The 14,827-nt window shown below is 64.1% G+C and carries 15 protein-coding genes and 1 tRNA gene; all 16 read right to left on the minus strand.

Going from position 1 to position 14,827, the window contains the following annotated elements; all coding sequences use genetic code 11:
* A complete protein-coding gene (locus G467_RS0106345; RefSeq protein WP_022968896.1) occupies window positions 1–1,515 on the minus strand; it encodes an NADH-quinone oxidoreductase subunit M in 1,515 nt (504 codons plus the stop codon).
* A 24-nt stretch (window positions 1,516–1,539) separates the two neighbouring features.
* The gene (gene nuoL / locus G467_RS0106350) at window positions 1,540–3,693 is read right to left on the minus strand and encodes an NADH-quinone oxidoreductase subunit L (RefSeq protein ID WP_022968897.1); all 2,154 of its coding nucleotides are present in this window, start codon (window positions 3,691–3,693) and stop codon (window positions 1,540–1,542) included.
* Between the two features lie 6 nt (window positions 3,694–3,699).
* The gene (nuoK, locus tag G467_RS0106355) at window positions 3,700–4,005 is read right to left on the minus strand and encodes an NADH-quinone oxidoreductase subunit NuoK (protein WP_022968898.1); all 306 of its coding nucleotides are present in this window, start codon (window positions 4,003–4,005) and stop codon (window positions 3,700–3,702) included.
* The gene (locus G467_RS0106360) at window positions 4,002–4,640 is read right to left on the minus strand and encodes an NADH-quinone oxidoreductase subunit J (protein ID WP_022968899.1); all 639 of its coding nucleotides are present in this window, start codon (window positions 4,638–4,640) and stop codon (window positions 4,002–4,004) included. Before G467_RS0106360 ends, nuoK begins: the two co-directional genes overlap by 4 nt.
* A gap of 15 nt (window positions 4,641–4,655) precedes the next feature.
* Window positions 4,656–5,144: an NADH-quinone oxidoreductase subunit NuoI gene (nuoI, locus tag G467_RS0106365; RefSeq protein WP_022968900.1), complete on the minus strand. Its 489-nt coding sequence runs from the start codon at window positions 5,142–5,144 to the stop codon at window positions 4,656–4,658.
* Between the two features lie 6 nt (window positions 5,145–5,150).
* Complete coding sequence (nuoH, locus tag G467_RS15695) at window positions 5,151–6,221, minus strand: NADH-quinone oxidoreductase subunit NuoH (protein WP_022968901.1); 1,071 nt, start codon at window positions 6,219–6,221, stop codon at window positions 5,151–5,153.
* A gap of 2 nt (window positions 6,222–6,223) precedes the next feature.
* Window positions 6,224–8,533 carry an NADH-quinone oxidoreductase subunit NuoG gene (gene nuoG / locus G467_RS0106375; RefSeq protein ID WP_022968902.1) on the minus strand — a complete coding sequence of 770 codons (2,310 nt, stop codon included), beginning with the start codon at window positions 8,531–8,533 and terminating at the stop codon, window positions 6,224–6,226.
* The gene (nuoF, locus tag G467_RS0106380; RefSeq protein ID WP_022968903.1) at window positions 8,530–9,882 is read right to left on the minus strand and encodes an NADH-quinone oxidoreductase subunit NuoF; all 1,353 of its coding nucleotides are present in this window, start codon (window positions 9,880–9,882) and stop codon (window positions 8,530–8,532) included. The genes nuoG and nuoF overlap by 4 nt, the downstream gene beginning before the upstream one ends.
* A 10-nt stretch (window positions 9,883–9,892) precedes the next feature.
* Window positions 9,893–10,420: an NADH-quinone oxidoreductase subunit NuoE gene (nuoE, locus tag G467_RS0106385; RefSeq protein WP_022968904.1), complete on the minus strand. Its 528-nt coding sequence runs from the start codon at window positions 10,418–10,420 to the stop codon at window positions 9,893–9,895.
* Window positions 10,417–11,676 (minus strand): NADH-quinone oxidoreductase subunit D, encoded by a 1,260-nt coding sequence (locus G467_RS0106390; protein ID WP_051130409.1) that lies wholly within the window; start codon window positions 11,674–11,676, stop codon window positions 10,417–10,419. Before G467_RS0106390 ends, nuoE begins: the two co-directional genes overlap by 4 nt.
* On the minus strand, window positions 11,673–12,395 hold the full coding sequence (locus G467_RS0106395; RefSeq protein WP_026802428.1) for an NADH-quinone oxidoreductase subunit C: 723 nt from the start codon (window positions 12,393–12,395) through the stop codon (window positions 11,673–11,675). Before G467_RS0106395 ends, G467_RS0106390 begins: the two co-directional genes overlap by 4 nt.
* Window positions 12,396–12,419: 24 nt before the next feature.
* Window positions 12,420–12,974: a NuoB/complex I 20 kDa subunit family protein gene (locus G467_RS0106400; RefSeq protein WP_022968905.1), complete on the minus strand. Its 555-nt coding sequence runs from the start codon at window positions 12,972–12,974 to the stop codon at window positions 12,420–12,422.
* Window positions 12,965–13,321, minus strand: a complete 357-nt coding sequence (locus G467_RS0106405; RefSeq protein ID WP_026802430.1) for an NADH-quinone oxidoreductase subunit A — start codon at window positions 13,319–13,321, stop codon at window positions 12,965–12,967. The genes G467_RS0106400 and G467_RS0106405 overlap by 10 nt, the downstream gene beginning before the upstream one ends.
* Before the next feature lie 79 nt (window positions 13,322–13,400).
* Window positions 13,401–13,485 (minus strand) — tRNA-Leu (locus G467_RS0106410).
* Window positions 13,486–13,533: 48 nt separating this feature from the next.
* Complete coding sequence (gene secG, locus G467_RS0106415) at window positions 13,534–14,022, minus strand: preprotein translocase subunit SecG (protein WP_022968907.1); 489 nt, start codon at window positions 14,020–14,022, stop codon at window positions 13,534–13,536.
* Between the two features lie 9 nt (window positions 14,023–14,031).
* Window positions 14,032–14,784 carry a triose-phosphate isomerase gene (gene tpiA / locus G467_RS0106420; RefSeq protein ID WP_022968908.1) on the minus strand — a complete coding sequence of 251 codons (753 nt, stop codon included), beginning with the start codon at window positions 14,782–14,784 and terminating at the stop codon, window positions 14,032–14,034.
* Window positions 14,785–14,827 lie beyond the last annotated feature (43 nt).

Genomic DNA, 14,827 nt, shown 5'->3' on the forward strand with positions numbered 1-14,827 from the left:
TTACAGCTTGGTCGCGGCGAGCTGGCTGACCAGCTGGCTGACGGAGGCGTCCATCAGATCGGTGAGCGGCTTCGGATAAACGCCGAGCGCCAGCGTGCCGATCGCGAAAATTCCCAGTACCCAGGCCTCGCGGCTGCCGATATCGGTCAACTCGGCGACGTGGTGGTTGGCCACGGGCCCGAAGATCACGCGCTTGACCATCCACAGCGTGTACGCGGCGCCCAGCACCAAGGTGGTGGCCGCGGCGAATGCAACGAGCGGGCTTTGCTGGAACGCAGCGAGGATGACCATGAATTCGCCGACGAAACCCGAGGTGCCCGGCAAGCCGGCATTGGCCATCGCGAAAAACACGAAAAACGCGGCGAACCACGGCATCGTATTCACGACACCGCCGTAGTCCTTGATCATGCGGCTGTGCATGCGGTCGTACAGCACGCCCACGCAAGTGAACATCGCGCCGGACACGAAGCCGTGCGAGATCATCTGCACCATGGCGCCCTGCAGGCCCAGACGGGCCGCATCGAGATTGCTGTACTCACGTACCAGCGCGAAGGCGATGAAGGTGCCGAGCGTGACGAAGCCCATGTGCGCGATCGACGAATACGCGATCAGCTTCTTCATGTCCTGCTGCACCAGGGCCACGAAGCCGATGTACACGACCGCGATCAGCGACAGCGCGATGACGACCCAGGCGTACTCATGGCTGGCATCGGGCGTGATCGGCAGCGAGAAGCGCACGAAGCCGTAACCGCCGATCTTCAGCATGATCGCCGCCAGCACGACCGAGCCGCCGGTCGGCGCCTCGACGTGCGCATCGGGCAACCAGGTGTGCACCGGCACCATCGGGACTTTCACCGCGAACGCCGCAAGGAAGGCGAAGAACAACCAGGCCTGCTCGGTCGCAGTGAGCGGCAACGCGGTCATGTCGCTGAGCTGCCAGCTGCCACCCTTCAGGTACAGATAGACCAGGCCGACCAGCATGAACACCGAGCCGAGGAAGGTGTACAGGAAGAACTTCACGCTCGCGTAAACGCGCTTCGGGCCGCCCCAGACGCCGATGATGATGAACATCGGGATCAGCATGGCTTCGAAGAACACGTAGAACAGCAGCCCATCCAGCGCGCAGAACACGCCGATCATCAGGCCTTCGAGGATCAGGAAGCTGGCGAAGTACTGGTGCACGCGACGATCGATCGAATTCCACGAGCCCAGCAGCACGAGGATCGTGGTCAGCGTGGTCAACCCGATCAGCGCGACCGAGATGCCATCCACGCCGAGGTTGTAGCCGATGTGGAAACTCGGGATCCAGGCGTGGCTTTCGGCGAACTGCATCGTCGGCACCGAGGTGTCGAGGCCGGTGAACAGCGGCAGGCACAGGGCGAAGCTCGCGATGGCGATCAGCAGCGCGAACGACTTCGCCTGCGCGGCCCGTTGGTCGCCGAAAAAGAGCGTCGCCGCGCCGCCGAGTATCGGCAGCCAGATCAGCAGGGTCAGCAGCGGCCAGGACGAAAGCATCAGTGCAATCCTTGAGTCTTGTACTTAGTGGCCGATCATTCGCGGCAGCATCGCGAGCAGCGCGATGAGGCCGAGGATCATGGCGAAGGCATAGTGGTAGAGGTAGCCGGACTGTACGTGGCGGACCAGCGCGGAAACGCGGTCGACCACCCAGGCCGTGCCATTGACGGCGACGCCGTCGATGAGGCCGGCATCGATGTACTTCCACGCTGCCTTGCCCAGCGCGACGCCGCCGGCAGCGAAACCGCCGATCCAGAGGTCGTCCATGCCGTATTTGTTGTCGAGGATGCGCGTGAAGAAGGCGCCGACGGGGCTGGTGCGCATCCGGGCGGGGATGGCGGGCTTCCAGAGGTAGAGGAAGGTCGCGAGAGCGAAGCCGATCGCCGCCAGGATGAAGGGCGGTTGGAGGATGCCGTGCAATGCCATGGCGGTCGCGCCGTGGAACTCTTCCGCAAGCGCCGACATCGCCTTGAGATGGCCTTCTGATTCGTTGACCTGAATCGCGCCGGTGAAGAAGTCGCCATACAACATGGGCTTGATCGTGAAGAAGCCGATCAGCACCGAAGGGATCGCAAGCAAAATAAGTGGGACCGTGACGACCCACGGCGACTCGTGCGGCTCGACCGGGCCATGGTGTGCGTGATCATCGTCTTCCGCATGAGCGTCATGGTGTGCGCTGGGCGCATCCACCGCATGCGCATCGTGCGCAACGACCTCATGGGCATGATCGTCGTGACCATGCGCCTCGACGTCGCGGAAGCGCTCCTTGCCATGGAACGTGAGGTAGAGCAGGCGGAAGCTGTAGAAGCTGGTGACGAACACGCCGATCAGAACCGCCCAGTAACCGTAGGTTGCGATCCAGCCATGCGAGGTGTGCATGTGGTGCTGCGCCGCCTCGATGATCGTGTCTTTCGAGTAGAAGCCCGAAAAGAACGGCATGCCGGTCAGCGCCAACGTGCCGATCCACATCGTGTAGAAGGTGATCGGCATGTACTTGCGCAGACCGCCCATCTTGCGCATGTCCTGCTCGTGGTGCATCGCGATGATGACCGAGCCGGCGCCGAGGAACAGCAGCGCCTTGAAGAACGCATGCGTCATCAGGTGGAACACCGCCGCCGAATACGCCGATACGCCCAGCGCCACGGTCATGTAGCCCAGCTGCGACAGCGTCGAATACGCGACGACGCGCTTGATGTCGTTCTGCACGATACCGATCAGGCCGGTGAACAGGGCCGTGGTGGCGCCGATCACGAGCACGAAGTTCAGCGCCGTCTCGCTCAGCTCGAACAGCGGCGACATGCGCGCGACCATGAAGATGCCGGCGGTGACCATCGTCGCGGCATGGATCAGCGCGGAGATCGGCGTCGGACCTTCCATCGAGTCGGGCAGCCACACGTGCAGCGGCACCTGCGCCGACTTGCCCATGGCGCCGATGAACAGACAGATGCAGATGACGGTCATCGCCGGCCAGACGACCGGGCCCATCGGGTGCCAGACATGGCTGCCCAGGGTGATCGCACCGGACCAGATGAGCTGTGTGCCGCCCGCGGCGGTCGTGGAATCGGCGAACACCGTGCCGTAATCCAGCGTGCCGAACACGTAAAGCACGCCCGCGATGCCTAGCAGGAAGCCGAAGTCACCGACGCGGTTGACCAGGAACGCCTTCATGTTCGCGAAGATCGCGGTCGGCCGCTTGAACCAGAAACCGATCAGCAGGTACGAGACCAGACCCACCGCTTCCCAGCCGAAGAACAGCTGCAGGAAATTGTTGCTCATCACCAGCATCAGCATCGAGAAGGTGAACAGCGAGATGTAGCTGAAGAAGCGCTGGTAACCCGGATCGTCCTTCATGTAGCCGATCGTGTACACATGCACGAGCAGCGAGACGAAGGTCACCACGACCATCATCATTGCGCTGAGCTTGTCGACCATGAAACCGATATGGGCGACGTACTTGCCGATTTCGAAGAAGGTGTAGACGTTCTGGTTGAACGGGTCGACCTCGCCGGTCGACAGGCGGTACAGCACCTGGCAGGACAGCAGGCAGCTGATCGCAACGCCGGCGATGGTGACGGCATGCGCGCCGGTGCGCCCGACCTGCTTGCCGAAGAAGCCTGCCACGACGGCGCCGACGAGCGGCGCGAGCGCGATGATCAGGAGAATGGTCATCGAAAGCATGCGCGGTCAGCCCTTCAGGGTGTCGAGTTCGGCGACGTTGATCGTGCGCCGGTTGCGGTACAGCGTGACCAGGATGGCGAGGCCGATCGCCGCCTCCGCCGCCGCCACGGTCAGAATGAAGAACACGAACACCTGGCCGGATGCGTCGCCGAGGAAGCGCGAGAACGCGATGAAGTTCATGTTCACGGCCAAGAGCATCAGTTCGATGCACATCAGCAGGACGATGAGGTTCTTGCGGTTGATGATGATGCCGGCGACGCTGATCGCGAACAGGATCGCGCCCAGGGCCAGATAGTGATTGAGCGTGATCACGGGTTGCCCTCCGCACGGCCATCGGCCGGCCTGGTTTCGGCATTCATCTTGACCAGGCGCACGCGGTCTTCGCGGCGCACGGCGACCTGGCGGGCCGGGTCCTGCGTCTTGGTGCCGGTGCGGCGACGCAAGGTCAGCATCACGGCGATGACGATGGCGACCGTCAGGATCACCGCGGCAATCTCGAACGGCAGCATGAAGCGCGTAAACAGCGCCTGGCCGATCCACTGGATATTGCTCATGTGCGCGGCCGCAGCCGGATCCGTCGCCGACAGCCCGACCGACTCCTTGCCGCCAAACACGCCGATGAGCCCGAGCATCTCGGCGAGCATGATCGCCGCGACGATGGCCGCAATGGGGAAATACCGGGCGAAACCCTCGCGCACCGGCGTCATGTTGATGTCGAGCATCATCACCACGAACAGGAACAGGATCATCACCGCACCGACGTAGACCAGCACCAGGGTGATACCGAGGAATTCGGCCTGCAGCAGCAGCCACAGACAGGCCGCCGAGAAGAAGGTCAGCACCAGGCTCAACGCGGCATGCACCGGGTTGCGCATCAGGATGACCGAACAGGCTGCCGCCACCAGGACGGCAGCGAAGGCGAAGAAGGCGATCAGTTCGAACGACATGTCTGTGCCCTGCCCTCAGCGGTAGGCCGCGTCGGCGGCGCGACGTTCGGCGATTTCGGCTTCGAAGCGGTCGCCGATCGCGAGCAGCTGCGGCTTGGTGACGATGTTCTCGCCGCGATTTTCGAAGTGGTACTCGTGGATGTGCGTCTCGACGATCGAATCGACCGGGCAGCTTTCCTCGCAGAAACCGCAATAGATGCACTTGAACAAGTCGATGTCGTAACGCGTCGTGCGGCGCGAACCGTCGGCGCGCGGCTCGGCATCGATGGTGATGGCTAGCGCCGGGCACACGGCTTCGCACAGTTTGCAGGCGATGCAGCGCTCTTCGCCGTTCGGATAGCGGCGCAGCGCGTGCAGACCGCGAAAACGCGGCGACTGCGGGAACTTCTCGAACGGATAGTTCACCGTGTACTTGGGCTTGAACATGTACTTCAAGGTCAGCCACATGCCCTGGATGAATTCCAGGAGCATCAGGCTCTTGAGATAGCTGAGGATGCGGGTCATTTCGCCTTAGGCCCCAATGACAAACCAGTTGTTGTACGCGGCCACCGCGGTCACGAAGATCCAGACGATGGTGATCGGAATGAAGACCTTCCAGCCCAGACGCATGATCTGGTCATAGCGGTAGCGCGGAAAGCTGGCGCGGAACCACACGAAGGAGAAAGCGAAGAACAGCGCCTTGGCGAACAGCCACCACCAGCCCGCGACACCGAGCCAGCCCCAGGTCGCCGGGAACGGCGACAGCCAGCCGCCCAGGAACAGCAGCGAGGCGAGGAAGCTCACGAGGATCATGTTGGCGTATTCGGCCAGGAAGAAGATCGCGAACGCCGAGCCGGAGTATTCGACGTGGAACCCAGCCACGATTTCCGACTCGCCTTCGGCCACGTCGAACGGCGCGCGGTTGGTTTCGGCAACGCCCGAGATGAAATAGACCAGGAACAGCGGCAGCAGCGGCCACACGAACCACTCGCCTGCGCCCAGGTCACCGGCCTGCGCCTGCACGATCTCGGTGAGGTTCATGCTGCCTGCCGCCACGAGCACACCGACCAGGGCAAAGCCCATCGCGATTTCGTAGCTCACCACCTGCGCCGCGGAACGCAGCGCACCGAGCATTGCGTACTTGGAGTTAGACGCCCAGCCGCCGAGGATGATGCCGTACACGCCCATCGAGGTCAGTGCGAGCAGGGCCAGCAGACCGGCGTTGACGTTGGCCAGCACCAGGGGGCCCTGGTCGTTGGCATCGAACGGAATCAACGCCCACGCGGCAAAGGCCGGCGCCAGCGCGAGGATCGGCGCCAGACGATAGAGGAACGGGCTGGCGCTGCTGGGAACGATCAGTTCCTTGAACAGCATCTTGAACACGTCGGCGAAGGCCTGGATCACGCCGATGCCGAACACGCCACCGACGTACTGCGGCCCCTGGCGGACATGCATCCAGCCGATGACCTTGCGCTCGAACAGCGTGTAGAACGCCACCGAGATGATCAACGGCAAGGTGATCACCAGGACTTTGAGCAACATCCAGCCGAAAGCGCCGAACAGGCCGAACTGGAGCAGGAATTCGCGAATGGGATCGATCACGCTCAGGCCCTCACTACCGCGAGGCCGGCCGTCGGCGACATCGGCGCCGTGGCTTCATAGCCCGATTCGATCCAGATCGCGCCATGCGGCACGCGCGTGCTGACCACGACCGGCAGCGAAGCGCTGCCCGTGCCGTCGCCGGCCTTGATGATCGCACCATCGGAAACGCCGCGTGCGAGCGCATCTTCCGGATTGAGCACCGCACGGGCACCCGTCGTCAGCGGATGGGCATTCAGCGCGGCGGCACGACGCAATACGGCGTCGGCGCGATAGATCGGCGTGGTGACGATGCGTTCGAGGCCCGGCTGCGAGGCCACGGCCGCCGCCAGACCATCGCCCGAGGCGACCATCTTGGGGGCGAGCTGCGATTGCAGGCCGGCGAGATCGGTGAAGTCGAAGCCGGACAGGGCGAGCTTGTCGGCCAAGGCCTTCAGCACGCGCCAGCCCGGACGGGCCTCGCCCGGCAATTTGGCGCCGGCTCGCGTGGCCTGGTCGACGCCGTCGACATTGGTCAAGGTCGCTTCCATTTCCGGCAGCATCGCGATCGGCAGGATCACGTGCGCGAGTTTCTTCAGTTCGTCCGAAGCAAACGCCGACAGCGCGATGACCTTCGCCGAGGCAAGCGCCTTCAAGGCCTGCGCGCCGTGCGCGAAATCGAACTGCGGTTCGATGCCGTGCAGCACGAACGTTTTGATCGCGCCGTCGAGCATCGTCGCAGCCGTCTTGCCCTGCCCGCCCGGCAACACGCCGTGACGTGCAAGGCCGAGGGCATTCGCGCCCTGCGCAATGCGGTTGAGCTTGGCACCGGTCGCCTGCGCGAGCGCACGCGCGGCGGCATGCAGATGCGAGGCTTGCACGTGGTTCTCAGCCAGTTCGCCGAGCACGATGACGGCATTGCCTTCGGCCTTCTTCAACGCGTCGGCGATCGTGCGCAGGTTGTCGCCAGTACCGACGGCCAGGGCCGCCGGCAGCGAGGCACCGGCCGCCTGGGCCAGACCCGCGAGCGCCGCCGGCAACGCCGACGGCAACACGAGGTGTTTGCCGGCGAGCGCGAAGGTGACTTCGAAGTCGACCGGATTGACGGTGTAGATCTTCGCGCCGCGCTTGGCGGCCTTGTGCAGGCGCTGGTGCAGCAGCGGAATCTCATGGCGGATATGGCTACCCACCAGCACGACCACGGCGGCTTTTTCGAGATCGGCCACCGGCATCTGGAACGGCTCGGCGACTGCCGCATCGGCGAAGTCGAGCTGCTTGAGGCGATGATCAAGATGGTTCGTGCCGAGCGCTTTCGCCATCGCGGCGAGCAGGGTGCCCTCTTCGTTCGAGGTGGCCGGATGCGCGAGGACGCCAAGATCGGCCGCTGCGGTCGCCTTGATGAGATCGGCGGCGGCGTTCAGCGCCTCGTCCCAACTCGCTTCGCGCCAGGCATCGCCATCGCGAAGCAGCGGGCGCTGGACACGGTCCGCGGCCTGCAGGCCCTGATGCGAATAGCGATCGCGGTCCGACAACCAGCATTCGTTGACCGCTTCGTTGTCGCGCGGCACGGTGCGCGCGACATCGCCGCGGTGCACGTGCAGGAACAGGTTGGAGCCCAGGGCGTCGTGATAGCCGATGCTTTCGCGCGCAGTGAGTTCCCAGGCGCGGGCCTTGAAGCGGAACACCTTGTTGGTCAGCGCGCCGACCGGGCAGACGTCGATGACGTTGCCCGACAGTTCGGTCGTCAGCGGCTTGCCGTCGTAGGTACCGATCTGCAGGTTCTCGCCGCGGCTCATGCCGCCGAGTTCATAGGTGCCAGCGATGTCGGCGGTGAAACGGACGCAGCGCGTGCACTGGATGCAGCGCGTCATGTCGGTCGCGACCAGCGGCCCCATGTCCTCGTCCACGACCACGCGCTTGCGGTCGACGTAGCGGCTGACCGAACGGCCATAGCCCATCGACACGTCCTGCAGTTCGCACTCGCCGCCCTGATCGCAGATCGGGCAGTCCAGCGGATGATTGACCAGCAGGAATTCCATGACGTTGCGCTGCGCATCGAGCGCGCGCTTGGTCTGCGTGGTGACCTTCATGCCTTCCATGACCGGCGTGGCGCAGGCCGGCGCGGGCTTGGGCATCTTCTCGACGTCGACCAGGCACATGCGGCAATTCGCCGCGATCGGCAGTTTCTCGTGATAGCAGAAACGCGGGATCGGAATGCCGGCCTTGTCGGACGCGTGGATGATCATCGAACCCTTCGGCGCCTGCATCGGCACGCCGTCGATTTCGATGTTCACCACGTCGGGCGCGGTGTTGGGGGCGACGGGCGCGGCGCTCATGCGGCCTGCTCCACGGTGATCAAACCTTGAGCCAGGTCGTCGACATAGAAACGCTTGTTGACGATGGCGTACTCGAATTCATGCCAGTAGTGGCGAAGCATGCCCTGCACCGGCCACGCGGCGGCTTCGCCGAACGCGCAGATGGTGTGGCCTTCGATCTGACCGGCGGCAGCCTTGAGCATGTGCAGATCGTCCATGGTCGCCTCACCGGCGACGATGCGACCCAGCACGCGATACATCCAGCCCGTGCCTTCGCGGCAGGGCGTGCACTGACCGCAACTCTCGGCGTAGTAGAAACGCGAGATGCGATGGCAGGCCCGCACCATGCAGGTGGTTTCGTCCATGACGATCACCGCGCCCGAGCCCAGGCCGGAACCGGCCTTCTGGATCGAGTCGTAGTCCATGGTGCAGGCCATCATCGTGTCGGCGGGCAACACCGGCATCGACGAGCCGCCCGGAATCACGGCCTTTAGCTTGCGGCCGTCCTTCACGCCGCCGGCAAGCGCCAGCAGGTCGGCAAAGCTCGTACCGAGGCGGATTTCGAAATTGCCCGGATTGTTGACATGCCCGGACACGGAAAAGACCTTCGGGCCGCCGTTGTTGGGCTTGCCCAGATTCAGGAACCACTCCGCGCCGTTGCGGATGATCGCCGGCACCGAGGCATAGGTCTCGGTGTTGTTGATCGTGGTCGGACGGCCGAACAGACCGTAGTTCGCGGGGAACGGTGGCTTGTAGCGCGGCTGGCCTTTTTTGCCCTCGAGCGATTCCATCAGCGCGGTTTCTTCGCCGCAGATGTAGGCGCCCGCGCCGAGCGCGGAATACATGTCGACATCGACGCCGGAACCGAGCAGGTCCTTGCCGAGCCAGCCATTGGCGTACGCTTCCTTCAGCGCCTCTTCGAAATGTTCGAAGGGCTCGTGATGGAATTCGCCGCGCATGTAGTTGTAGGCAACCGTGCAGCCGGTCGCATAGCACGCGATGGCCATGCCTTCGATCACCGAATGCGGGTTGTAGCGCAGGATGTCGCGATCTTTGCAGGTTCCCGGCTCGGATTCGTCGGAATTGCACAGGATGTATTTCTGGCCGGGCGCCGTGCGCGGCATGAAGCTCCACTTCAGGCCGGTCGGGAAGCCCGCGCCGCCGCGGCCGCGCAGGCCGCTTTGCTTGACCATCTCGATGACCTGGGCGGGATCCATCTTTTCGGAGAGGATCTTGCGCCAGGCGGCATAACCGCCGGTCTTGAGGTAATTCTCGTACGACCAGGGCTTGTCGAAATGCAGGGTCGTGAGAACGACGCTGTGTTCCTGCGGAGCCGGGCCGACGGGGCCGTGGGTTTCGGAGTGAGCCATGGTCGCTTCCTTACTCCAGACCGTCGAAGAGTTGGTCGAGCTTCGCCGGTGTCAGGCGCTCGTGATAGTGGCCATCGATGACCATCATCGGCGCACCGGCACAGGCCGCCAGGCATTCTTCTTCGATCTTCAAGGTGATGCGGCCGTCCGGGCTGGTACCGCCGTGCTTGCAGCCGAGTTTCTTCTCGGCATGCTTGACGAGGTCTTCGGCGCCGTTGAGCCAGCAGCTGATGTTGGTGCAGATGGCGACCTTGTGCTTGCCGACGGGCTGCAGGTCGAACATCGAATAGAACGTCGCGACTTCATACGCCCAGACCGGCGGCAGCCCGAGGTATTTGGCGACGGCGGCAATGATCTCGTCGGTGAGCCAGCCGCCGTTCTGCTCCTGCGCGGCCATCAGGCCCTGGATCACGGCCGAGCGCTTGCGATCGGGCGGGAACTTGGCGACCCAGTGATCGATATGCTCGCGGGTGTGCGCCGTCAGCGCGACCATCGGGTCGACGTTCTGGCAGGCTTCGAAATTGCCGGTGGCTTTCATCGGTCTACTTCACCAAAAACGATATCGTACGTGCCGATCATCGCGACCACGTCGGGCAGCATGTGGCCGCGCACGATCGCGTCCATCGAGGACAGATGGGCGAATCCGGGGGCGCGCAGCTTGAGGCGGAACGGCTTGTTGGCACCGTCCGACAGCAGGTACACGCCGAACTCGCCTTTCGGCGCTTCCACCGCCGAATACACTTCGCCCGCGGGCACCGAATAGCCTTCGGTGAACAGCTTGAAGTGATGGATCAGGGCTTCCATGTCGTCCTTCATCTCCTCGCGGGACGGCGGCGACACCTTGAAATTCTTGGTCATGACCGGGCCGGGATTGCGGCGCAGCCATTCGATGCATTGCTTGATGATGCGGTTGGACTGGCGCATCTCTTCGACACGCACCAGATAGCGGTCGTAGCAGTCACCCTGGACGCCGACGGGAATGTCGAAATCGACTTTGTCGTAGGCTGCGTACGGCTGCTTCTTGCGCAGATCCCAGGCGATGCCGGAACCACGCAGCATCGGGCCGCTCATGCCCCAGGCCAACGCCATGTCCGGCGGCACGACGCCGATGCCGACGGTGCGCTGTTTCCAGATGCGGTTGTCGGTGAGCAGGGTTTCGTATTCGTCGACGCGGCGCGGGAAATCGTCGGTGAACGCTTCGAGGAAATCGAGCAGCGAGCCTTCGCGCCATTCGTTCAGGCGCTTGAGCTCGGCACCCTTGCGCCAGGGCGATTCTTTGTACTGCGGCATGCGATCGGGCAGATCGCGGTAGACGCCGCCGGGGCGGTAGTACGTTGCGTGCAGGCGCGCGCCCGACACCGCTTCGTACACGTCCATCAGTTCTTCGCGCTCGCGGAACGCGTACAGGAACACCGCCATCGCACCGAGATCGAGGCCGTTGGAGCCGATCCACATCAGGTGGTTGAGGATGCGCGTGACTTCATCGAGCATCGTGCGGATGTACTGTGCACGCTCGGGCACTTCCAGGCCCATCAGCGTTTCGATGGCGCGCACATAGGCGTGCTCGTTGCACATCATCGACACGTAGTCGAGGCGATCCATGTAGCCGATCGACTGGTTGAACGGCTTGGATTCGGCGAGTTTCTCGGTGCCGCGATGCAGCAGGCCGATATGCGGATCAGCACGCTGCACGACTTCGCCGTCCATCTCCAGCACCAGGCGCAATACGCCGTGCGCGGCCGGATGCTGCGGACCAAAGTTCAGGGTGTAGTTGCGGATCTCTTGCGCGCTCATTTTTTCACCTGCGACGATTCCGCCGCCGATTGCTGCCAGCGCGAGTCTTCGCGCACCACGCGCGGCACGCCGACGCGCGGATCGATCGACACGGGTTCGTAGACCACGCGCTTCTTGTCGGCGTCGTAGCGCACTTCGACGTTGCCGATCAGCGGGAAATCCTTGCGGAACGGATGGCCGACGAAACCGTAGTCGGTCAGGATGCGGCGCAGGTCCGGGTGACCCTCGAAGATGATGCCCATCAGGTCGAACGCTTCGCGCTCGAACCAGTTGGCGACCGGATACACCGGTACCAGCGACGGCACCAACGGCAGGCTATTGTCGAGTGCGAAACAGCGCAGACGCAGGCGGCGGTTGTGCTGCACGGACAACAGGTGCGCGACAGCCGCGAAGCGACGATCCGGACCGCGGCCGCGCGGGCGGCTTTCCCAGGTGAAACGACCCGGGCCCTGCCCTTCCACGCCGCGCGAGAAACCTTCGGACGACACGTCCGAGGTATCCCATTCGTCGTCGCCGAAACTCAGGTAGTCGACACCGCAGACGTCGATGAGCTGCTCGAAACGGAATTCGGCATCGTCCCGCAGAGCCAGCGCGACATCGCGCCAGGCCTCGGCCGGTACTTCCAGGGTGGTTTCACCGCGGGCTTCGACGACGGACACGACCTTGTCGCCGAAGCGGGCCTTGAGTCGGTCGGAAAGTGTCTGGGTCTGTTCGGGCATGGCGTTGGGCTGTGCCTGGTCTGATTAGCGGGCGATGGTGTTGGTGCGGCGAATCTTTTTCATCAACTGCAGGATGCCGTACACCAACGCCTCGGCGGTGGGCGGGCAACCGGGCACGTAGATGTCCACGGGCACGATGCGATCGCAGCCACGCACGACCGAATACGAATAGTGGTAATAGCCGCCGCCGTTGGCACAGCTGCCCATGGAAATTACCCACTTGGGGTCGGGCATCTGGTCGTAGACCTTGCGCAGGGCCGGCGCCATCTTGTTGACCAAGGTGCCGGCGACGATCATCACGTCGGCCTGACGCGGCGACGGACGGAACACCACGCCGTAGCGATCGAGGTCCAGACGCGAGGCGCCCGCATGCATCATCTCGACAGCGCAGCAGGCCAGACCGAAGGTCACCGGCCACATCGAACCGGTGCGTGCCCAGTTGATCAGCGAATCGATGCTCGTGGTCGCGTAACCGCGCTCGATCAGCGGATTGTCGGCGCCCGGACGCAGGATGTCGTCGACCGTTTCGATCGGCAACGGGTTGTGCATCACGTTCGAGAGGGTTTGGATCACTCCCATTCGAGCGCTCCTTTTTTCCAGACGTAGACGAAGCCCAGCACGAGCAGGCCCAGGAAGATGCCCATCTCGTACAGGCCGGCGACGCCGAGCGTGCGGAAGATCACCGCCCACGGAAACACGAAGGCGATTTCCAGGTCGAAGGCGATGAACAGGATGGCGATCAGGTAGTAGCGCACGTCGAACTGCATGCGCGCGTCTTCGAAGGCTTCGAAGCCGCATTCGTACGGAGAAAGTTTTTCCGCTTCCGGACGCTGCGGTCCGAGTAGGTTGCCGAGCACCAGAAGTGCGACGCCAACGGCGGTCGAGACCGCAAGGAACAACAGGATCGGCAGATATTCGCCCAGCATGCGCGACTCCTTTGCCAGCGCCTTTGGGCGCATTACTGCCGTCGCGCCGCATTGCGGGCGACGGCCGATTCTGAAAAGTTGGTGCCCAAAGGGGGACTCGAACCCCCACGACCTAAGTCGCTACCACCTCAAGGTAGTGCGTCTACCAATTCCGCCATCTGGGCATGTGTTCGACCCGTTGCCGGACCGAGCTTGAAGATTGTACCAGCGGATCAACCGCCCTTGCTGCCCTCAACCGGTGCCGGAGCGGGTTTTTCGTCGCTCGTCGCGGGGGCCGGAGCCGCCGTCGGTGCCGGTGCGATGACCGGCGTGACCGGTGCCGTGGACGGCGACAATGCCGGCGCCGTCGTGGACGCCGAAGGCAGTGCCGGAGCCGCGGGAGCGGCCGGCGTCGCGGCCTTGTCGGCGGGAGCCGCCGGCAGGTCGGACATCACGCCGAGGTCGGCCTTCGCCTGCTCCACCTTCACGCCATGGCTGGCCTGCCAAGCCATGAACAGGCTCAGCGCGAAGAACAGACCGGCCAGCACCTTGGTCGAGGTGGAAAGGAAGTTGCCTGAGCCGCGCGAGCCGAACACCGTGGCCGAGGCACCGGCACCGAAGCCGGAACCGGCCTGGGCACCCGCGCCGCGCTGCAGCAGGATGAGCACGATCATGGCGATCGCAATCAGCACGTAAACAACATTGAGCAGGGTATGGATCATGGTTCTAGTCTAGCGAGCCGCCGCGTTGGCGATGGCAAGGAAATCCTGGGCGACCAAGGAGGCTCCCCCGATCAGGCCACCATCGACATCGGGCTGTGCGAACAGCTCGACCGCGTTGGCGGGTTTCACGCTTCCGCCATAAATGATCGGGAGCGAGCCGGCGATTCTAGCATCCTGTGCGCGCAATTCGCCACGCAGGAATGCATGGACCTCCTGGGCCTGGGCCGGACTGGCGGTCCGGCCGGTACCGATGGCCCAGACCGGCTCGTAGGCCAGCACCGCATTTTCGAAGGCCTGCGCGCCGCCCAACTCGAACACCGGCTCCAGCTGGCGCTGGATCGCCCACTCGGTCTGACCGGCTTCGCGCTGGTGCAAGGTCTCGCCCACGCACAGGATCGGCACCAGGCCGGCCTGCTTGGCGGCGAGGAATTTCCGGGCGACCAGCTCGTTCGATTCCTCGTGATATTCGCGGCGCTCGGAGTGTCCGGCCAGTACATAACGGCAGCCGATGTCGCCGAGCATCGCGCCGGCGACCTCGCCGGTGTAGGCGCCCTGCACGTTGACGTCGAGGTCCTGCGCGCCGAAGCGCAGACCGGCCTGGCCGTACTGGCCGATCAGCTCGGCGAGATACGGCAGGGGCGGCAGGATGGCGAGCTCGACACCGTCCGGACGCGCGGCCGCGACCACGGCATCGAGCAGCGTGCGCGCGAACGCGCGGTCGCCATGCAGTTTCCAGTTACCGGCCACGATCCTCTGGCGCATCACCCGCTCCCGTGCTGACAGGGCGACAAGGATACCGCCTGCG

It is taken from the genome of Arenimonas oryziterrae DSM 21050 = YC6267, from assembly GCF_000420545.1.
In the GTDB taxonomy this organism is placed as follows: domain Bacteria; phylum Pseudomonadota; class Gammaproteobacteria; order Xanthomonadales; family Xanthomonadaceae; genus Arenimonas; species Arenimonas oryziterrae.

What these genes read in the sequence shown, in the direction of transcription:
- G467_RS0106345 (WP_022968896.1), bottom strand. Translation starts at nt 1,515, where the DNA reads ATGCTTTCGTCCTGGCCGCTGCTGACCCTGCTGATCTGGCTGCCGATA.
- nuoL (WP_022968897.1), bottom strand. Translation starts at nt 3,693, where the DNA reads ATGCTTTCGATGACCATTCTCCTGATCATCGCGCTCGCGCCGCTCGTC.
- G467_RS0106360 (WP_022968899.1), bottom strand. Translation starts at nt 4,640, where the DNA reads ATGTCGTTCGAACTGATCGCCTTCTTCGCCTTCGCTGCCGTCCTGGTG.
- nuoI (WP_022968900.1), bottom strand. Translation starts at nt 5,144, where the DNA reads ATGACCCGCATCCTCAGCTATCTCAAGAGCCTGATGCTCCTGGAATTC.
- nuoG (WP_022968902.1), bottom strand. Translation starts at nt 8,533, where the DNA reads ATGAGCGCCGCGCCCGTCGCCCCCAACACCGCGCCCGACGTGGTGAAC.
- nuoF (WP_022968903.1), bottom strand. Translation starts at nt 9,882, where the DNA reads ATGGCTCACTCCGAAACCCACGGCCCCGTCGGCCCGGCTCCGCAGGAA.
- nuoE (WP_022968904.1), bottom strand. Translation starts at nt 10,420, where the DNA reads ATGAAAGCCACCGGCAATTTCGAAGCCTGCCAGAACGTCGACCCGATG.
- G467_RS0106390 (WP_051130409.1), bottom strand. Translation starts at nt 11,676, where the DNA reads ATGAGCGCGCAAGAGATCCGCAACTACACCCTGAACTTTGGTCCGCAG.
- G467_RS0106395 (WP_026802428.1), bottom strand. Translation starts at nt 12,395, where the DNA reads ATGCCCGAACAGACCCAGACACTTTCCGACCGACTCAAGGCCCGCTTC.
- G467_RS0106400 (WP_022968905.1), bottom strand. Translation starts at nt 12,974, where the DNA reads ATGGGAGTGATCCAAACCCTCTCGAACGTGATGCACAACCCGTTGCCG.
- G467_RS0106405 (WP_026802430.1), bottom strand. Translation starts at nt 13,321, where the DNA reads ATGCTGGGCGAATATCTGCCGATCCTGTTGTTCCTTGCGGTCTCGACC.
- secG (WP_022968907.1), bottom strand. Translation starts at nt 14,022, where the DNA reads ATGATCCATACCCTGCTCAATGTTGTTTACGTGCTGATTGCGATCGCC.
- tpiA (WP_022968908.1), bottom strand. Translation starts at nt 14,784, where the DNA reads ATGCGCCAGAGGATCGTGGCCGGTAACTGGAAACTGCATGGCGACCGC.